Source organism: Mameliella sp. AT18 (genome assembly GCF_028807275.1).
In the GTDB taxonomy this organism is placed as follows: Bacteria; Pseudomonadota; Alphaproteobacteria; order Rhodobacterales; family Rhodobacteraceae; genus Antarctobacter; species Antarctobacter albus.
On record NZ_JARAMO010000278.1, the window covers coordinates 1 to 19,552 of the forward strand.

Consider the following 19,552-nt stretch of genomic DNA (forward strand, 5'->3'; position numbering starts at 1 on the left):
TCCTTGCGGCCGAACCCGGCCAGTGCAATGTCCTTGACGATGTAATCCTGGGTCATCTCGGTTCCTTCGAATGCGGTGGCGCGCCCCTTGTGCGGGGCGGCGATGCTCTGGCCAGCAGGTAGCACCGGCGGCCTTCGCGTACAACGCCATACTCCGCCGCAGGGCCGTGACGTTCCGGCCAGCGCCCGATTTACAAGCAGGAATTCGCGTCTTAGTCAGGGCCGCGCAGCAGGACCCCGGGGAAGAGTATGGCGAAACAGACGCGAGCCTGGCAAAGGATGCTTTCGGGGCGCAGGCTGGACCTGCTGGACCCGACGCCGGTGGATATCGAGATCGAGGACATCGCCCACGGGCTGGCCTTTGTCGCCCGCTGGAACGGGCAGACGCGCGGCGACTATGCCTATTCGGTGGCCGAGCATTCCCTGCTGGTCGAGGTGATATTCGGCCGGCTTTGCCCGCAGGCGCGCGTGGCCGACCGGCTGACCGCGCTGCTGCACGACGCGCCGGAATACGTGATCGGCGACATGATTTCTCCGGTAAAAGCCGCTGTCGGTCCGGACTACGAGGAACTGGACAAGCGGCTCTCCGCCGCCATCCACATCCGCTTTGGCCTGCCCGCCGCCACGCCGCAGCGGCTGAAAAAGCAGATCAAGAAGGCGGACCGCATCAGTGCCTGGATGGAGGCGACCCAGATCGCCGGGTTTACCCGTGCCGAAGCGGACAGGTTCTTTGGCGCGCCCGACATGGACATGATCGCCGATCTGTCGATCCACCTGCGCCCGCCGATCGAGGTGCGCGCAGATTTCACCGCCCGCCACGCGGCCCTGTTGCAGGAGATGCCCCGATGACGATCACGATACGCCGCGCCGGTCCGCTGGACGCCCGTCCCCTGGCCGAGTTGCTGAACGAGGTGATCGCCGCAGGCGGGACCACCGCCATGACCCGACCCGTTGACACCGAAGACCTGCGCGGCTGGATCACGCGCTGTCCCGACCGCGCCGCCTGGCACCTGGCCGAGGATGACAGCGGCGAAGTCATGGGGTTCCAGTGGATCGAGCCGGCAGGCTACCTGCCGGAAGACGCGGCCGAGATCGCCACCTTTGCCCGCCACGGCCGGACCGGGCTTGGCATCGGCTCGGCGCTATTTCGCGAAACCGAAAAGGCCGCCCGTGCACTTGGCTATCGCTGGATCAATGCCAACATCCGTTCTGACAATATGGGCGGGCTGGCCTACTACCAAAGCCGGGGGTTCGAGGACTACGGAACCAAGCCCGGCGTCCGATTGGATGATGGCCGGACCGTCGACAAGGTACTGAAACGCTACGACCTCTGACGGCGCAACGCCGGGTGCGCTGTGGCCTGGCGCGCCCCGTCCAGGACGTACCGCAACCATGCTCCGGGCGCCCAGGCGACGGGCAGGGCCGCAACCGCCCTCAGGGCCGCGTCTTCCTTTTCGATGTCCCGGCGCATTCCACGGCCAGCGGCATCGTAGCGGCGCGTTGCACGCATCATGTCTTCTGATAACTGAAGCATCGTATTCTCCCAGGGCACCTTCGGCCCAGGGCCATAAATAACTTGAGTTCTGACAAATCCTGAGTCAGGAATTTTGCGTGACCTTTAAGGTGGACTAAAAGATGGCAGAGATCGACTGGCACCACCTCCCGCCGCTTGCCAGCCTGCGCGCCTTTGAGGCGACGGCGCGGCTGCAGGGATTTTCCGCCGCCGCACGCGCCCTGAACGTGACACCCGCCGCCGTGGCCCAGCAGGTGCGGTCACTTGAATCAGAGGTTGGCGCGAAACTCGTGCGGCGCGAAGGCCGGGGGCTGGTTCTGACGGAGGCCGGCCAGCAACTCGCCAAACCCATGACCGAGGCGTTTTCCCTTTTGGCGAATGGTATCGACGGCCTGCGGCAGCGAGAGGCCAGCCGTGGCATCCGTGCAACCACCACCACCTTTATCGTGGACGCGGTGATCCTGCCCAAACTCTGTGACTTCTGGTGCGCACATCCGGAAATCCCGGTCTCCTTCGTGCCCGGGGCCTGCCTGTCGCCGGTGGATTTCGACGGGTTCGACATCGGCATTCGCATCGGAACACCCGAGGATTGGCCGGACTATCGCTGCGAGCCCCTGATCGAATGCGAAACGGTCTTCGTTGCCTCGCCGAAACTCGCGGCGTCTGCGGCGCCGCAGGATCTGCCCTGGATCCTGGGTCCGGCGGACCGCCCCGATGCCCGCATGCTGGCGGAAACGGGAATCGACGTGGACAGGGTCGAACGCCGCGACATCGGCGAGATTTCACTGGAGATCGAGGCGGCACGGCGCGGCATCGGCGCCATCATGGCGACGGATGTCATCGTGCGCCGCCACCTGGACGACGGGTCATTGGTCAAGCTGGACCTGACCTATCCGCGCAAGTCGGTCTACCACGTCATCCTGCCCAGCGGCCCGGTCAGACCGTCCGTGCGTACCTTCGTCGACTGGCTGAAATCCAGCGTCGCCACTTAGCGTGGGCTGCGCTTCGCCAGGATGCGCTGCAGTGTCCGGCGGTGCATGTTCAGCCGCCGCGCGGTTTCCGAGACGTTGCGATCACACAGCTCGTAGACCCGCTGGATATGCTCCCAACGCACGCGGTCGGCGCTCATTGGGTTTTCCGGGGGCGGCGGCAGGTCGTCGCCCTTGGCCAGCAGCGCGTTGGTGATGTCGGTCGCGTCCGCAGGTTTCGACAGGTAATCCGTCGCCCCGATCTTGACCGCGGCGACGGCGGTGGCGATGGCACCATAGCCGGTCAGCACGACCACGCGGCTGTCGGGCCGCTTTTCGCGCAGCACCTCGACCACGTCCAGGCCGTTGCCATCCTCAAGCCGCAGGTCGACAACCGCGTAGGCCGGCGGGCGCGCGGTGGCGATGGCCGTGCCCGCCGCAACGGAACCGGCCATCTCGACCTCGAAACCGCGTTTTTCCATAGCCTTGGCGAGGCGCCTCAGGAAAGGTTCGTCGTCATCGACCAGGAGCAACGAGCGGTCAGCTCCCAGTTCTTCGATGCTGCGTTCCGCCAATAGCCTTCCTCCCGCCACAACTGCGTGAAAACGAGTATTAGCGGGCTAAGTTCCGGCGGTCAAACGCATCCGGGCAAGTCAAGATGCCTCGATGAAGCAGGCCGTGCGGTCAGCCATCTGCTCGGGCGTGACCTCGCGCCGGAAGAACTCGACAAAACCCTGTTCGGGCAGCACCAGGTAAGTGAAGGTCGAGTGGTCGACCAGATAGTATTCCGGGTCCGCGTCGGCCTCTTTGCGGTAGTAGGTCCGGTAGGCCTGGCTGGCCGCCTTGACCTGTTCGGCAGAGCCGGTCAGCCCGATCATCTTGTCGTGGATCACCTCGGCGAACTCGCCCACCACCTCGGGCGTGTCCCGCTCGGGGTCGATGGAAATGAAGACCGGGGTCACGTCGTAGCCGCGTTCCGCCAACACATCGACGGCATCGGCGTTACGCGCGGTGTCGAAGGGACAGACATCGGGACAGAAGGTGTAGCCGAAATACACCAGGCTGGGCTTGGTGATCACATCCTTGTCGGTCACCGTCTCACCGTTCTTGTTCAACAGCTCGAAAGGTCCACCAATGGTTTCCGCGCCCCCGGCGATCTTGCTGGTCCGGCACTGGGCAAAGGGATCGTCCGAGGCGGATTGCTGAGTGTAGACCCAGACACCGGCGCTGATGGCGACGAGACCGGCGAAGGCGGCGATTGCGGCAAGACGCTGCATGACTTTCTTCCTCTGGAATGGTTTAGCTGTAGCTATCCGTTGAGAGGCTGGACGCAAGAGGGACGAAAGGGCGCAGATGGCGCAAGGGGATCTCGGACTGATCGGCGACGAACAGCGTAGCAACTGGATCCGGCTGCGCACGATGATCCTGTTGCGCTGGTTCGCGGTGATCGGACAGCTGATCGCGATCACCCTGGCCCAGCGGCTTTACAACCTGCAGCTGGAACTGGGCCTGTGTTACCTGGCCGTGGGTGTCTCGATCGTCGGCAACCTGATCGCGATCTCGGTTTTTCCAGAAAACAAGCGGTTAAGCGAGACAGAGAACTTCATGATGGTGATGTTCGACCTCTTGCAGCTGTGTTTCCTGCTGTACCTGACGGGTGGGCTGCACAACCCGTTCTCGCTTCTGGTGCTGGCGCCGGTCACCGTTTCGGCGGCGGTGCTCAGCCTGCGGTCGACCTTTCTGCTGGGGTTCACTGCCTTCGCGCTGGTTACGGGCATGGTCTATTACCACCTGCCCCTGCGCACCGAGCAGGGGTTCATCCTGCGCATTCCTGACATTTTCGTGTACGGCCAATGGGCAGCAATCTGCATCGCGCTGGTCTTTATCTCTGTCTACTCGCGCCGCATCACGCGCGAGATGAATTCCATGTCCGACGCGCTGGCCGCCACGCAGATGGCGCTGGCCCGGGCACAGAAACTGAACGACCTCGGCGGCGTGGTGGCCGCTGCGGCGCATGAACTTGGCACGCCGCTGGCCACGATCAAGCTGACCTCGTCGGAACTGGCCGAGGAACTGGACGACCATCCCGACCTCGTCGATCTCAAGGAAGACGCGCTCTTGATCCGGGAACAGGCCGACCGCTGCCGCGACATCCTGCGCAGCATGGGGCGGGCGGGCAAGGACGACCTGCACATGCGCCACGCGCCCCTGATCGAGGTGATCCGCGAGGCCGCCGAACCGCACCAGGACCGGGGCAAGGAAATCCTGATCGAGGAGGGGCCGGGCCCCGGGGGCGACTATGCCCAGCCGCAGATCCTGCGCCGCCCCGAAGTGATCCACGGGTTGCGCAACCTGGTCCAGAATGCGGTGGATTTCGCGCGGACCAAAGTCTGGGTCGAGGCGATGTGGACGGATGACGTGATTTCCATTCGTATCGTCGATGACGGGCGCGGCTTTCCCCAGCACCTGATCGGCCGCATCGGCGACCCTTTCGTGCGCCGCCGCCGCAGCGAAAGCGAAAAACGCGCGCGCCCGGAATATGAGGGCATGGGCCTTGGGCTTTTCATCGCCAAGACCCTGCTTGAACGCACCGGGGCCGAGCTGAGCTTTGCCAATGGATCGGATCCATACTCGGCGGTGTCGGACCAGTCCGAACGCCGCGGCGCCATCGTCGAGGTGGTCTGGCCACACAGCAAGATCGTCGCCGACGCCGCAAAACCGGGGACCGCGCTGGGAGAGAACCGCCCGATTGAAATTTAAGATGAGTTTAACGTTAATGTTTTATGCTTAACGCGAAATTAACCAAACTGAAATCAACCTGAAGGCCAATCCGCGGGACACGGGTAAGAGGCAGGACCTTGGAGGATCTATTAATTCTGGCAATCGGCGCCGGTGCCGCCGCGGCATTCATGGCCGCGGCACTGATCCTGTTCACGCTGTGCCCGCGCCGATCGCAGTTGCAGCACTCTGGAACGCCGGAAACCGTACTGCTGTTCCGAAACGGCGAAGTTGTCGATTTCACGCAGGATGCCGCAGTGCTGTTCGATCGCACGGTGCTGACCGGCATGGGCTGGGACGAGGTGCGCGAAACGCTGTTGCCCGGCTTCCCGGATCTGCCGGAAGAGCTGCCGGACCGGCCCTTGCACTGGCGTTCGCCTCATGTCGGCAATGCCGAACTGTGGGCCGACCCCGCGGGCAGCCGGCTGCACCTGCGTCTGCAATGCACGCCCGACGGCGCCGCCACGCTGTTCCGGGCCCGCTGCCAGAGCGACGAGTACCACCGCCTGTCGGAAATGTCGCGCAACGCCCCCGATGCGCTCTGGCAAACCGATGATGACGGGCAACTGATCTGGTACAACGAGGCCTACGAACACCTGTGCGCAAGCACCGGGCACGAAATCGACGGCACCTGTCCCGTCGACATCGAACTGCCCTCCAAACGAGTCGAGCGCAGCACCCGCATCAGCATCAAGCCCGAGGGCCAGCCGCAGCGTTGGCTCGAAGTCGTCTCACGCCCGGTCGAACACGGCTGGGTGCATTACGCCACAAGCATCGACAGCCTCGTCAACGCCGAGATGGCGCAGCGCAACTTCGTCCAGACGCTGACCAAGACCTTTGCCCACCTGCCCATCGGTCTGGCCGTCTTTGACCGTGACCGGCAACTGGTGCTGTTCAACCCGGCACTGGTGGACCTGACGCATCTGCCGGTGGACTTCCTTTCGGCCAAACCCAACCTCCTGTCCTTCTTCGATCACATGCGGGAAAACCGCATGATGCCCGAACCCAAGAACTATGCCTCCTGGCGGGACAAGCTCTATGACGTGGTCTCTGCCGCGCGCGAAGACCGCTATTGCGAGACCTGGAACCTGCCCTCTGGCCTGACCTACAAGATCACCGGCCGCCCGCATCCGGACGGCGCCGTGGCCTTCCTGATCGAGGACATCAGCGCCGAGATCTCGCTCACGCGCCGCTTCCGCTCGGAACTGGAATTGACGCAATCGGTGCTGGACTGTTTCGACGACGCGGTGGCCGTCTTCTCTCGACTGGGTGTGCTGACCTTTTCCAACGCCGCCTACCGGGCACAGTGGAAATGCGACCCCGACAGCGCCTTTGCCGAGATCACCATCGTCGATGCCACCAAGGAATGGCAGCAGGATTGCCAGCCCAGCCCGATCTGGGCCGACCTGCGCGAATTTGTCCTGACCCTGCGTGACCGCCAGGGCTGGGAGGCGCAATTGACCCGCAAGTCCGGTGAACAACTGCGCTGCATGGTGCAGCCCGTGGCCGCCGGGGCGACCCTTGTCCGCTTTACCAGCCTGCCCGTCCAGGCAGAGGAAACCGCACAGCCCGACAATCGCCGGAAGGCGGTGGGATAGCCGCTTGCAGGCCCCTGCGCGGCGCCGGTATCCTCGCCGCCATGACCACGCGCCAGACCGCCCTCACCCTGCCCACGCCAGAGGCCACCTGCGCCCTGGCCCGCCGCATCGGCGCCGGTCTCCGGCCCGGCGACGTGCTGCTGCTGACGGGGGAGATCGGCGCCGGAAAAACCCATTTCGCGCGCTGCCTGATCCAGTCCCTGCTGGACGAACCAGAGGACGTGCCCTCACCCACCTTCACCCTTGTCCAGACCTACGACACCGCCACTGGCGAGCTCTGGCATGCCGATCTCTACCGGCTCACCGGCCCGGACGAGAGCGTCGAACTGGGCCTGACAGAGGCCTTTGAGACGGCCATCTGCCTCGTCGAATGGCCCGACCGGCTGGAGGATCTGGCCCCCCGCGACGCCCTTTGGCTTAGCTTTGCCGCCGGACAGGACGAGGACGCCCGGGCGCTGGTGTTGGACTGGGAGGCGCCGCGCTGGGATGCGCTGATCGCGGAGCAGGCGGCGTGAGTGACTTCCTGAGTGCAGCAGGATGGGGCGCCGCCCGGCAAGAGGCCTTGGCCGGGGATGCTTCTGCCCGGCGCTACACGCGGCTGTTCCTTGACGGGCAAACCGCCATCCTGATGCAGGACCCAGAGGGCGACGTGGCGCTTTTTACCCGACTGGCCCGGCACCTCTGCGGAATGGGCCTGAGCGCGCCGCGCATCCTGGCCGAGGATACAGCCAACGGCCTCTTGCTGATCGAGGATCTTGGCGACGATCTGGTTGCGCGGCTGGCAGAGACTCCCACGGCAGAGCGCGACCTCTACCTGCTGGCGACGGATGTGCTGATCGACTTGCACCGACATCCCGCGGCGCCCGATCTGCCCATCGCCACGCCGGATCATCTGGCCCAACAGATCGACCTGGCCTTTATCCACTACACGCAGGCGCCAGAGGCCCTGCCCCGCGCCATCGCCGCCTTCCACCCCCTGCTGGAGGCCCACGCCCAGCCCGCCGAGGTCATGGTGCTGCGCGACTACCACGCCGAAAACATCCTGTTCCTGCCGGATCGTTCGGACACCGCCCGCGCCGGTCTGCTCGATTTCCAGGACGCCCTGCTTGGACACCGCGCCTATGACCTCGTGTCCCTTGTCCAGGACGCGCGCCGTGATGTGCGCGCGGACACCGCCAAGGCCTGTATCGCGCATTACTGCACCGCCACCGGGCACGCGGAAACGCCATTCCGCGCCTCTCTGGCCGTGCTGGGCGCCCAGCGCAACCTGCGTATCCTGGGCGTCTTTGCCCGTCTCGCCGCGACGCGGGGCAAGCCGCATTACATCGACCTGATCCCGCGCGTCTGGGCACACCTGCAGAACGACCTTGCGCACCCGCTGCTGGCCCCGGTGAAAGAGGTCCTCGACACCGCCCTGCCCGCGCCCTCGCCGGACCATCTGACAAGGTTGAAATCCCCATGCCCGACGCCGTGATGCTCTTTGCCGCCGGGTTCGGCACCCGCATGGGGGCACTGACGGCCACCCGGCCCAAGCCCCTGATCGAGGTCGCCGGGAAACCCCTGCTGGATCACGCGCTGGACCTGACCGCCGGGATCGCGACCCGCGTCGTGAATGCGCATTACCTGTCAGACCAGATCGAAAGCCACCTGAACGGGACAGGCATCCATGTCTCTATCGAACATCCCGACATCCTGGACACCGGTGGCGGGTTGCGGTTTGCCCTGCCGAAACTGGGTGCACACCCTGTATACACGCTGAACACAGACGCCATCTGGAACGGTCCGAACCCCTTGGACCTGCTGCGCGCGGCCTGGGATCCGGTTCGAATGGACGCGCTTCTGCTCTGCGTCCCGCTGGCCCGCGCCGTGGGCCGCAAGACCCCCGGGGATTTCAGCCTGCAGCCGGACGGGCAGCTGAGCCGCAAGGGCGATCTTGTCTACACCGGCGCGCAGATCATCAAGACAGAGGGGCTGCACGCCATCCCCGACAAGGTCTTTTCGCTCAATCGCCTGTGGAATGCCCAGGCGGAAACGGGCCGCCTTTGCGGCCTCACCTATCCGGGCCAATGGTGCGATGTGGGCCACCCCGAAGGCATCGCGCTGGCCGAAGGACTTTTGCATGTTTGACGACACGGGACCGCGCCTGTTCGGCCTGCCGCCGGGCGCCGATTTTGCCAGTGAACTTGTCGCGGGCCTGCGCGCCCGCCTGGGCGATGCCCCGCCCGAGGCGCTGGCGCGGGTGGAAATCTACGTCAACTCCGACCGCATGGCGCGGCGCCTGCGCGAAGTGTTCGACAAGGGTCCTGCCAGCCTCTTGCCGCGCATCCGCCTTGTGACCGACTTGGCCGACCCGCTGACAAAGGCCGCCCTGCCCGCGCCAGTGCCCCCGTTGCGCCGGCGGCTGGAGCTGACGGGCCTCGTGTCCAAACTGCTGGACCAGGCGCCCGATCTTGCCCCGCGGGCGGCGCTGTTCGACCTGGCCGACAGCCTGGCGACCCTGATGGAGGAAATGCAGGGCGAGGGCGTTGCCCCCGAGGTGATCGAGACCCTCGACGTCTCGGACCAGTCCGGCCACTGGCAACGCGCGCTGACCTTCCTGCGCATCGTGCAACAGTATTTCGAGGCCGACAGCGCCCCCGACCCGCAGGCCTATGCCCGCCGCGCGCTGGACCTGCGCCTGCGGCAATGGCAGGACAGCCCGCCGCAACATCCGATCCTGGTTGCAGGCTCGACCGGCTCGCGCGGGACAACGGCAGCCTTCATGGAGGCGGTGGCGCGGCTGCCGCAGGGGGCGGTGATCCTGCCCGGCTTTGACACCGACACGCCGGATCACGTCTGGGACCGGCTGGACACCGCGCTGACCGGTGAGGATCACCCGCAGTTCCGCTTTGCCCGGCTGATGCAGGCTTTGGACATGGCGCCCGGAAATGTTCGCCCCTGGACCGAGACACCGCCGCCCAGCCCGGTGCGCAACCGCGTGCTGTCGCTGGCCCTGCGACCCGCGCCGGTCACGCACCAATGGCTGTCCGAAGGGCCCTCGCTGCCGCCACTGGACGCGGCGATGCAGGATGTGACCCTGCTGGAGGCGCCCAGCCAGCGGGACGAGGCGCTGGCCATCGCCCTGCGCCTGCGGCAGGCGGTGGCGGACGGTCAGCGCGCCGCCGTCATCACCCCGGACCGGATGCTGACCCGGCGCGTGACCTCTGCGCTGGACCGCTGGAACATCCTGCCGGACGACAGCGGCGGCACGCCCGCGCAGTTGACCCCGCCCGGGCGACTGCTGCGCCATGTGGCGGAACTCTTTGTCAAACCTCTGACCGCGGAAATGCTGCTGACCCTGCTCAAGCACCCGCTGGTTCACAGCGGCGCCGACCGGGGGCCGCACCTTCTGAATACCCGGGAACTGGAGCTGTTCATCCGTCGCAAGGGCATGCCCTATCCCCAGCCCGAACCGCTGGCGCTCTGGGGCGAAAAGCGGTCGCAGGGCGACTGGGCGGCCTGGGTCGGCGCACGGTTCTGCGGGCAGGAACGGCCCGGCAAACGCCCCTTGGCCGACTGGATCGCCGACCTGCTGACACTGGCGGGCGCGATCTGTGCCGGGCCGGACACCGAAGGCACAGGCGGGCTGTGGCAGGAGGCGGCGGGCCGCAAGCTGCAAGGCGTCATGGCCGGACTGGAGAGAGAGGCAGAGCATGGCGCCGAGATGAGCGCCCGCGATTTCGCCGACCTGCTGGGCGCATTGATGTCGCGCGAAGAGGTCCGCGACCGCGACGCGCCCCACCCCGACATCCTGATCTGGGGCACGCTGGAGGCGCGGGTCATGGATGCCGACCTGATAATCCTGGCAGGCCTCAACGAGGGCGCCTGGCCGGAACTGCCCGGCGCCGACCCCTGGCTGAACCGGCAGATGCGCGCCAAGGCGGGGCTGCTGCTGCCCGAACGGCGCATCGGCCTGTCGGCGCATGACTTCCAACAGGCGGCGGGCGCACCCGAGGTCTGGCTGTCACGGTCGCTGAAATCGGACGAGGCGGAAACCGTGCCCTCTCGCTGGGTCAACCGGCTGTTGAACCTGATGCGGGGGCTGGAGGCGCAGGGCGGCAAGGAGGTCATCGCCGCGATGCAGGCGCGCGGCAACCGCTGGCTGGCGCTGGCGCGTGCCTCGGAACTGCCGATCGAGGCCACGCCTGTGCCGCGCCCCTCACCCGCGCCGCCCCCCGGGACACGGCCCGCGAAACTCTCGGTCACCGAAATCAAGCGGCTGGTGCGCGATCCCTACGCGATCTACGCCAAGCATGTCCTGCGGCTGCGTCCGCTGGATCCTCTGATGCAGGCGCCCGACGCGCTGATGCGCGGCATCCTCACCCACAAGGTGCTGGAGGACTTCGTCAAGGCCACGCAGGAGGAACCGCTGGACCTGCGGCCCGACCGTTTGATGGCGCTGGCCGAACAGATCATCGGCGACCCGGACCAGGTGCCCTTTCCCACCGTCCGTGCGCTCTGGCAGGCGCGCATGGCCCGCATCGCGCCCTGGTTCGTGGATACCGAGGTGGAACGTCAGGGCCGCGCCACCCCCAGCCAGTACGAGATCAAGGGCGAACGTCAGATCCCCGCGCTGGGCTTTACCCTGAGCGCCACCGCCGACCGGATCGACATCGACGGGCGCGGCGGGGCGCATATCTACGACTACAAGACCGGCGCCGCGCCCTCACCCAAGGAACAGCGCGCCTTTGACAAGCAGTTGCTGCTGGAGGCGGCGATGCTGGACGAGGGCGGCTTCCCCCCGCTGGACCCGCCACATGTGGAACGGGCTGTCTTTGTCTCGCTGCAGCCCTCGAACCCGCGCGAGGTGCTGGCCCCGCTGGAGGATGCCCCGCCCGAGCAGGTCTGGCAGGAGTTCGTCGCCCTCATCAGCGCCTATCATGCCGCCGAGACCGGCTTTACCGCCCGCCGCGCCCTGCAAAAGGACAGCGATGCCGGGGATTACGACCACCTCGCGCGGTACGGCGAATGGGACGTGACCGACGCGCCGGTCAAGGAGGTGCTGACATGAGGCGCGACGACGCGACAGAGGCGCAGGTGCGCGCCGCCGAGCCAGGGCATTCGACGTGGCTGGCCGCCAATGCCGGATCGGGCAAGACCCGCGTGCTGACCGACCGGGTGGCGCGGCTGCTGCTGGACGGGGTGGACCCGTCGCACATCCTCTGCCTGACCTATACCAAGGCCGCCGCCAGCGAGATGCAGAACCGCCTGTTCAAACGGCTGGGCGGCTGGGCGATGCTGGATGAAGCCGCGCTCAGGGGTGAGCTGCGCGAACTGGGCGTCGAAAAGGACCTGACGGGCGATTTCCTGCGCGAAGCGCGCACGCTGTTCGCCCGGGCGATCGAGACGCCGGGCGGGCTGCGCATCCAGACCATCCACTCTTTCTGCGCCTCCCTGCTGCGTCGGTTCCCGCTGGAGGCCCGCGTCACTCCGCAGTTCCAGGAGATGGAGGACCGCGCCGCCGAATTGCTGCGCGCCGAGGTGCTGGACCGGATGGCCGAGGGATCCGAGGCGCATCTGATCCGCGCCATCGCGCCCTATGTCTCGGGCGACGACGTGGACAGCATCGCCGCGCAGGTCTGCCGCCACCGCGATGCCTTTACCCCGCCCAAGGATGCGGGCGAGATCCGCACCGCATACGGATTGCGCGAAACGGATGACGAGGACACCCTGCTGGACCAGGTCTTCCTGGGGTCCGAACTGGATCTTTTCGGGGCGCTGGCCGAGATCCTCGCCACCGGCGGCAAGACCGATCAGACCTTGTCAGGCCAGTTGGGCGCCATCGAGGCACCGGACCGCGCCGGGCTGGCCCAAGTTCAGGCCGCGCTGCTGACGCAGGCAGGCACGATCCGCAAGACGCTGGGCACCAAGGGGGTGCGGGCCAGCGCCGCCGACCTCTTCGAGGCGCTGGATCAACTGGCCGCACGGGTCGAGGAGGCGCTTGCCATGCAGCGCGCACTGGCCGCCGCCGACCGCGACACGGCTTTGCACGGCTTCGCAGGCGCCTTCCTGCGCGACTACGACGCCGAGAAACAACGCCGCGGCTGGCTGGATTTCGATGATCTCATCACCCGCGCGCGCGACCTGCTGCGCGATCCGGGCGTCGCGGAATGGGTGCTCTACCGGCTGGATGGCGGCATCGACCATATCCTTGTCGACGAGGCGCAGGACACTTCGCCCGTGCAATGGCAGGTGATCGAACGGCTGGCCCAGGAATTCACCGCAGGCGAGGGCGCGCGGGCCGATGTGCGCCGCACGATCTTTGTCGTCGGCGACAAGAAACAGTCGATCTATTCCTTCCAAGGCGCCGACCCGTCCGAGTTCGACCGGATGCGCGACGATTTCGCCGACCGTCTTGCCCGGACCGACGCGCCGCTGGTGCCTGCCAGCCTCGACTACAGCTTTCGTTCGGCAGAGCCGATCCTGCGGCTGGTCGACAACACGTTTCGCGGCGCCGAGGCCTCGGGGTTCGTGGGTGACGGGCACCTTGCCTTCAAGGAGGCCATGCCCGGGCGGGTCGATCTCTGGCCGCTGGTGGACAAGGTCGGAGACGAGGAGGACGGCGCATGGCATGAACCCGTCGACCGGCCCAGCGCCACCCATCATACCGTGCAACTGGCCCAGCGCATCGCGCATTTCATCAAGGAGAGCATCGAGAACGGCACCCCCCTGCCCGAGGAGGTCGGCCATACCGGCACCTACCGCGCGCGGCCCGTTCACGCGGGCGATTTCCTGATCCTCGTGCAGAAGCGCGGACGCCTGTTCAAGGAGATCATCCGCGCCTGCAAGCAGCAGGACCTGCCCATTGCCGGGGCCGACGTGCTCAAGGTCATGGCGGAACTGGCGGTCAAGGACATCATCGCCCTGCTCAGTTTCCTCTCCACGCCCGAGGATGACCTGTCGCTGGCAACGTTGTTGCGTTCGCCGCTCTTTGGCCTCACGGAACAGGCGCTCTTCGACCTCGCCCACCGGCGGCAGAAGAAATATCTCTGGGAGGAACTGCGCGCCCGGCGCGAGGATTTCCCCGAGGTTCTGCGCGTGCTGGACGACCTGCGCGGGCAGACCGATTTCCTGCGCCCCTACGACCTGATCGACCGCATCCTGACCCGCCACGACGGCCGCCGCCTGCTGATCGGGCGGCTGGGTCCAGAGGCCGAGGACGGGATAAACGCGCTGCTGCAACAGGCCCTGGCCTATGAACAAAGCGCCGTGCCCTCGCTGACCGGGTTCCTGGAATGGGCGCGGTCGGACAACCTGAAGATCAAGCGCGCCCCGGACAGCGCGGGCGAAACCCTGCGGGTGATGACGGTGCATGGTTCCAAGGGGCTGGAGGCGCCCGTGGTCATCCTGCCCGATTGCGCCGAACCGGACACCAAGCTGCGCGACGATCTGTTCACCGACGATGACGGCCCGATGTGGAAGGCCAGCGCCGACGCCATGCCGCCGCGCCAGCAGGCGGTGGTCGACACCGCCAAGGAGAAGGCCGCGCAGGAAAAGGACCGCCTGCTCTATGTCGCCATGACCCGGGCCGAGAAATGGCTGATCGTGGCGGCGGCGGGCGACCTGGGGAAATCCGGCGAGGCCTGGTACGACAAGGTCACGCGGGGGATGGAGGATTCGGGCCCCGAGCGGGTGATGTTCGATTTCGGCGACCTGGGCAGTGGCGAGGGCCTGCGGCTGGGCCTGTCGGACTGGTCGCACCTGCCCCTGGATGTCCACGACAAGCCACGGCCCGCGCCGGTAGACCTGCCCGCCGCGTTGCTGGCCCCGGCGCCGGACCCCGTGGCCGCCACGAAGGCCCTGTCGCCCTCCGATCTCGGCGGCGCCAAGGCGCTGCCCGGGGCCGCCGGCGATACCGAGGACATGGCCAAGGCGCGCGGCACGGCGCTGCATCACCTGCTGGAAAACCTGGCCCCCCTGCCCGCCGATCAACGCACACAGGCCGCGGATTCGCTCTGTACCCAGATGGAAACGGACCCGGACCTGATCCTTGTCACCGGGCATCTGCCCGCGATCCGGGACGAGGCGCTGGCGGTGCTGGAGGCGCCCGCGCTGGCGCATGTCTTTGCCCCCGATGCGCTGGCAGAGGTGCCCGTCACCGCCGATCTGCCGGGGCTGGGGCGGATACATGGGATCATCGACCGGCTGCTGATCGCGCCCGACCGGATCACCGCCGTGGATTTCAAATCGAACCGCACGGTGCCCGACGGCGCCGACCATGTGCCAGACGGACTCTTGCGGCAGATGGGGGCCTATGCCGCCGCCCTGGCGCAGGTCTATCCCGGTCGGCATATCGACACAGCCCTGGTCTGGACCGCGCGTGCACACTATATGCCGCTGCCGCACGATCTTGTGACACAAGCACTCGGTCGGGCCGCCGCATCTTGACGCGCTGGCGACCCCTCCATACCTTCCCACACCTGAAAAGGCTGCCTCAAATCTCAGGAGATTCCCCAATGGCCACCGTCGCCGTCACCGATGACACCTTCGACGCCGAAGTGAAGAATTCCGACATCCCCGTCGTCGTCGACTTCTGGGCCGAGTGGTGCGGCCCCTGCAAGCAGATCGGTCCCGCCCTCGAAGAGCTGGCCGCCGAGATGGAAGGCAAGGTCAAGATCGCCAAGGTCGACGTTGACCAGAACCCGAACACCGCCGCCGCGATGGGCGTGCGCGGCATCCCCGCGCTGTTTGTCTTCAAGGACGGACAGGCGGTGTCGAACCTCGCCGGTGCGCGCCCCAAGGCCGCGCTGCAAAGCTGGATCGAAGAGTCGATCTGAGCCGCGTAACCATTTGAATTCGCAGGGGCGCCTTCGGGCGCCCTTGTCGTTTTGCGCGGCATGGCCCATATCGGGCCACAACCGACAAGGAGCGTTCTCATGTCCGACGAGTTTCCCGGCTGGCACGGCACCACGATCATCGGCGTCCGCAAGGGCGGGCAGGTGGTCATCGCGGGCGACGGCCAGGTCAGCCTTGGCCAGACCGTGATCAAGGGCACCGCGCGCAAGGTGCGCCGCCTGTCTCCGGGCGGTCATGACGTGCTCTGCGGCTTTGCCGGGTCCACGGCGGATGCCTTTACCCTGCTGGAACGGCTGGAGAAAAAGCTGGAGGCCGCGCCGGGGCAATTGCAGCGCGCCAGCGTCGAACTGGCCAAGGACTGGCGTACAGACAAGTACCTTCAGAAACTCGAGGCGATGCTGATCGTCACCGACGGCAAGGAGCTTTACGTCATCACCGGCGCCGGCGACGTGCTGGAACCTGAACATGACGTGGCGGCCATCGGGTCGGGCGGAAATTTCGCCCTCGCCGCCGCGCGCGCCATGATGGACACCGATAAATCCGCCGAAGAGGTGGCGCGCACGGCCATGGCGATCGCCGCCGACATCTGCGTCTATACCAATGGCAACCTGACAGTGGAAACCCTGGGCTGAGCCCGGCTCAGCCCCTGCGATGCCAGGCGCCGTCACGCTGCACATAGCTGACGGCGTCGCTTTCGACGAAGCCCGTTTCACCGGCGGCCCAGCGCGCGATCCGCACATCCGGCCCGTCGAGATCGAGCAGGTTGAAGGTGTTGGGCTCACCCCGCACCCGGCTGGACAGGCAGGTGCCCGCCTGCACGAACAGCAGTTCCGGCCAGGCCCGCATCGGGGCGATCACCGTGTTGTGCAGGTGCCCGGACAGGACGATCCGCGCACCGCATTCCGCAAAGCCCCTCAGCCCCGCATCCGCCCCCTGCATCAGCCGTTTCCGGACCCCGGCGCCGTGCTGCAAAGGATGATGCAGAACCGCGATCCGCGCCCTGTCGCCCGCCGCGCCGAAGCCTTCGCAAGCCCGGGCGATCCGCCGCGACGACAGCCGCCCGCGCTGCCAGGCAAAGCGGTTTACCGTGTTCACACCGACGACCACCATGCCGTCGTCGGCATATCGTGGTTCGAGATCCTGATGGATGGCACGCCGATAGCGCCGCCAGGGCGCCACCATCCGCAGCCAGAGATTGTCGAGCGGGGTATCGTGGTTGCCCGGAACCGCCAACCAGGGCGCATCGAGACGATCCAGAAAGGCGCGCGCCCGGGCAAACTGGCCTACCCGCGCGCGCTGGGTGAAATCGCCCGAGATCACCACCAGGTCCGGCGTCAACCGGGCGATCACGTCCAGCAGCGGCTGTTCCAGGTCCTCCCGCGCGCGCCCGTAGTGCAGGTCCGACAGGTGGAGTATTCGCTTCATTCCCTCTCCCGCGGCATGACCAGCCGCAATTCCTCCTCCGTCATGGCAAAGCGCAACGGTCCCTCCATCTTGCGCTTTTCACCGTCATAGGCCAGCAGCATCCGCCGTTTCCCGGGCAGGTCGAGGTCCAGCCGGTCGCCCTGGATCAGGTCATAGTCCACGCCTTCCTCGACCGCTCCCGCAGCCAGGCGGGCCACCCTGCGGAACAGTTCGCCCCGGCTTTCGGCGCGGACGACCAGCACCGCGAAACCGCCCGCCTTGATCGCCTCGCCCCCTGCCAGGCCAAAGCGCGCCAGTTGAAAGCCCGAGCGACCGACAAAGACCAGCGCCGTCTTGCGGTGATGCGTCCCGTCGCCAGTGCCCAGCCGAACCCGCATGGGCCGGCGAAAGCGCAGGAAACTGCGGACGACCGACCAATGCGCCATCAGGCGGCGGCGGCCCCAGCGGCGATAGATCGCCTCGCGCTCTTTCAGGATGCGGGGATAGACGCCGACGCTGGCGTTGTTGAGAAAGATCTGCCCGTTGACCTGGCCCAGGCGCCGGGGCTCGATCCGGCCTGCCGCAATCTGGCGGGCCGCCTCTGCCGGGTCCGGGTCCAGCCCAAGGCCCCGCGCGAAGTAGTTGAAAGTCCCGAACGGCAGGACGGCCATGGCGATGCCCGTCCCCAACAGCTTGGCCGCGGTTGCAACAGCGGTGCCATCGCCCCCGGCAGAGACGATCATGTCGGGCCGCCGTGCCACGGCCTTGTCCAGCGTCGCGCCCAGTTGATCGGGGCGGGTGCAGGCCAGGACCTCGGCTCCCAGCACCTCTGCGGCGGCATCGACCGCCGCCGCATCGCGCGAATTGCGCCCGGATTTCAGGTTGGCGACAATGCAGATCCGCCCGGTCGCCGCCATTTCCATCCTGTCGTGCATCGTGCCCGTATCCCGCATGGCGCCCTCGCTTTCGGTGACAGGAACTCCCCGGCGGCGGAGGCGGTTCCCGGAAAGGGCTTGGATTCTGGCGTCACATGTATATCTCACGCCGAAACCCACGCTCTCTGGCGCGGCACAAGGAACAAGACGCATGACCGACCTCACCCCCCGCGAAATCGTCTCGGAACTCGACCGTTTCATCATCGGCCAGCAAGAGGCCAAGCGCGCCGTCGCCGTGGCCCTGCGCAACCGGTGGCGGCGCAAGCAGCTGTCCGATGACCTGCGCGACGAGGTCTATCCCAAGAACATCCTGATGATCGGCCCCACCGGCGTCGGCAAGACCGAGATCAGCCGCCGCCTGGCGAAACTGGCCCGCGCGCCCTTCATCAAGGTCGAGGCGACCAAGTTCACCGAGGTGGGCTATGTCGGCCGCGACGTGGAACAGATCATCCGGGACCTGGTGGACACCGCCATCGTCGACACGCGCGACCACATGCGCGAAGAGGTCAAGGCGCGCGCCCATGAAGCCGCCGAAGAACGGGTCATCACCGCCATTGCCGGCACCGACGCACGCGAAGGCACGCGCGAGATGTTCCGCCACAAGCTGAAGAACGGCGAACTGGACGACACGGAAATCGAACTGGACGTGGCCGAGACAAGCTCTCCCTTTCCGATGATGGAAATCCCCGGCCAACCCGGCGCCAACATGGGCATGATGAACCTGGGCGAAATGTTCGGAAAGGCCTTTGGCGGGCGCACGGCGCGCAAGCGGATGACCGTGCGTGACAGCTACGAGGTGCTGATTTCCGAAGAGGCGGACAAGTTGCTGGACGACGAGGTCGTCAAGGCCGCGGCCCTGGAAGCGGTGGAACAGAATGGCATCGTCTTCCTCGACGAGATCGACAAGGTTGCCGCCCGGCAAGAGGCGCGCGGTGGCGATGTCAGTCGCGAGGGCGTGCAGCGCGACCTGCTGCCGCTGATCGAGGGCACCACCGTTTCGACCAAGCATGGCGCGGTCAAGACCGACCATATCCTGTTCATCGCCTCGGGCGCCTTCCACATCGCCAAGCCTTCGGACCTGCTGCCGGAGTTGCAGGGGCGCCTGCCGATCCGCGTCAACCTGCGGGCGCTGACCGAAGAGGATTTCGTGCGCATCCTGACCGAAACGGACAACGCGCTGACCCGCCAGTACACGGCGCTGATGGCCACCGAGGAGGTCACGGTCAGCTTTACCGACGAGGGGATCGCCGCGCTGGCCAAGATCGCCGCCGAGGTGAACACCAGCGTCGAGAACATCGGCGCCCGCCGGCTTTACACGGTGATGGAACGGGTCTTCGAGGAGCTGAGCTTTACCGCCCCCGACCAGGCCGGGACCGAGGTCACGGTGGATGCGGATTTCGTCGAACAGCACCTGGGCGAGTTGACCCGGTCGACGGACCTCAGCCGCTACGTCCTCTGACCGCCGGCGGACAGCGAGGGGCCAGCCCCTCGCACTCCCCGAGGTATTTTTCAAACCAAAGAA

The 19,552-nt window shown here is 66.6% G+C and carries 18 protein-coding genes; 13 read left to right on the forward strand and 5 right to left on the reverse strand.

The features are described 5' to 3' along the window. Positions 1-248: 248 nt before the first annotated feature. Both PVW46_RS22715 and PVW46_RS22720 read left to right on the forward strand, forming a co-directional pair. Positions 249-848, forward strand: a complete 600-nt coding sequence (locus tag PVW46_RS22715) for an HD domain-containing protein (RefSeq protein ID WP_069209755.1) — start codon at positions 249-251, stop codon at positions 846-848. Further along, positions 845-1,333: a GNAT family N-acetyltransferase gene (locus PVW46_RS22720; protein ID WP_069209756.1), complete on the forward strand. Its 489-nt coding sequence runs from the start codon at positions 845-847 to the stop codon at positions 1,331-1,333. Before PVW46_RS22715 ends, PVW46_RS22720 begins: the two co-directional genes overlap by 4 nt. Here PVW46_RS22720 and PVW46_RS22725 read toward each other — a convergent pair. Then, the gene (locus PVW46_RS22725) at positions 1,321-1,512 is read right to left on the reverse strand and encodes a hypothetical protein (protein WP_069209757.1); all 192 of its coding nucleotides are present in this window, start codon (positions 1,510-1,512) and stop codon (positions 1,321-1,323) included. The genes PVW46_RS22720 and PVW46_RS22725 overlap by 13 nt on opposite strands. A 122-nt stretch (positions 1,513-1,634) precedes the next feature. Between PVW46_RS22725 and PVW46_RS22730 the strand changes: the two genes are divergently transcribed. Further along, positions 1,635-2,504 (forward strand): LysR family transcriptional regulator, encoded by an 870-nt coding sequence (locus PVW46_RS22730; RefSeq protein ID WP_069209758.1) that lies wholly within the window; start codon positions 1,635-1,637, stop codon positions 2,502-2,504. Here the strand turns inward: PVW46_RS22730 and PVW46_RS22735 are convergent. Then, positions 2,501-3,055, reverse strand: a complete 555-nt coding sequence (locus PVW46_RS22735) for an ActR/PrrA/RegA family redox response regulator transcription factor (protein ID WP_043142704.1) — start codon at positions 3,053-3,055, stop codon at positions 2,501-2,503. The genes PVW46_RS22730 and PVW46_RS22735 overlap by 4 nt on opposite strands. 78 nt (positions 3,056-3,133) lie before the next feature. After that, a complete protein-coding gene (locus PVW46_RS22740; protein WP_043142707.1) occupies positions 3,134-3,757 on the reverse strand; it encodes an SCO family protein in 624 nt (207 codons plus the stop codon). A gap of 76 nt (positions 3,758-3,833) precedes the next feature. On the opposite strand from PVW46_RS22740, the gene regB reads away from it, so the two are divergent. From regB to hslV, 9 genes are all read left to right on the forward strand, one after another. Next, complete coding sequence (regB, locus tag PVW46_RS22745) at positions 3,834-5,240, forward strand: sensor histidine kinase RegB (RefSeq protein WP_043142710.1); 1,407 nt, start codon at positions 3,834-3,836, stop codon at positions 5,238-5,240. A gap of 98 nt (positions 5,241-5,338) precedes the next feature. Next, complete coding sequence (locus tag PVW46_RS22750; protein ID WP_043142714.1) at positions 5,339-6,856, forward strand: PAS-domain containing protein; 1,518 nt, start codon at positions 5,339-5,341, stop codon at positions 6,854-6,856. 41 nt (positions 6,857-6,897) lie between these two features. Beyond that, on the forward strand, positions 6,898-7,371 hold the full coding sequence (gene tsaE, locus PVW46_RS22755) for a tRNA (adenosine(37)-N6)-threonylcarbamoyltransferase complex ATPase subunit type 1 TsaE (RefSeq protein WP_069209759.1): 474 nt from the start codon (positions 6,898-6,900) through the stop codon (positions 7,369-7,371). After that, positions 7,368-8,330 (forward strand): aminoglycoside phosphotransferase family protein, encoded by a 963-nt coding sequence (locus PVW46_RS22760; protein ID WP_083242320.1) that lies wholly within the window; start codon positions 7,368-7,370, stop codon positions 8,328-8,330. Before tsaE ends, PVW46_RS22760 begins: the two co-directional genes overlap by 4 nt. Continuing rightward, a complete protein-coding gene (locus PVW46_RS22765) occupies positions 8,315-8,983 on the forward strand; it encodes a nucleotidyltransferase family protein (protein ID WP_069209761.1) in 669 nt (222 codons plus the stop codon). The genes PVW46_RS22760 and PVW46_RS22765 overlap by 16 nt, the downstream gene beginning before the upstream one ends. After that, positions 8,976-11,906, forward strand: coding sequence for a double-strand break repair protein AddB (addB, locus tag PVW46_RS22770; RefSeq protein ID WP_069209762.1), 2,931 nt, complete (start codon positions 8,976-8,978; stop codon positions 11,904-11,906). The genes PVW46_RS22765 and addB overlap by 8 nt, the downstream gene beginning before the upstream one ends. Further along, positions 11,903-15,283 carry a double-strand break repair helicase AddA gene (gene addA, locus PVW46_RS22775; RefSeq protein WP_069209763.1) on the forward strand — a complete coding sequence of 1,127 codons (3,381 nt, stop codon included), beginning with the start codon at positions 11,903-11,905 and terminating at the stop codon, positions 15,281-15,283. The genes addB and addA overlap by 4 nt, the downstream gene beginning before the upstream one ends. A gap of 68 nt (positions 15,284-15,351) precedes the next feature. Further along, a complete protein-coding gene (gene trxA / locus PVW46_RS22780) occupies positions 15,352-15,672 on the forward strand; it encodes a thioredoxin (RefSeq protein ID WP_043142727.1) in 321 nt (106 codons plus the stop codon). A 99-nt stretch (positions 15,673-15,771) separates the two neighbouring features. Next, a complete protein-coding gene (gene hslV, locus PVW46_RS22785) occupies positions 15,772-16,323 on the forward strand; it encodes an ATP-dependent protease subunit HslV (RefSeq protein WP_043142729.1) in 552 nt (183 codons plus the stop codon). Between the two features lie 7 nt (positions 16,324-16,330). On the opposite strand, the gene PVW46_RS22790 is transcribed toward hslV, so the two are convergent. Further along, positions 16,331-17,116 (reverse strand): metallophosphoesterase family protein, encoded by a 786-nt coding sequence (locus PVW46_RS22790; RefSeq protein WP_069209764.1) that lies wholly within the window; start codon positions 17,114-17,116, stop codon positions 16,331-16,333. After that, positions 17,113-18,048, reverse strand: a complete 936-nt coding sequence (locus tag PVW46_RS22795; protein ID WP_083242321.1) for a diacylglycerol/lipid kinase family protein — start codon at positions 18,046-18,048, stop codon at positions 17,113-17,115. Before PVW46_RS22795 ends, PVW46_RS22790 begins: the two co-directional genes overlap by 4 nt. Before the next feature lie 133 nt (positions 18,049-18,181). Between PVW46_RS22795 and hslU the strand changes: the two genes are divergently transcribed. Next, a complete protein-coding gene (gene hslU / locus PVW46_RS22800; RefSeq protein ID WP_274577784.1) occupies positions 18,182-19,489 on the forward strand; it encodes an ATP-dependent protease ATPase subunit HslU in 1,308 nt (435 codons plus the stop codon). Positions 19,490-19,552 lie beyond the last annotated feature (63 nt).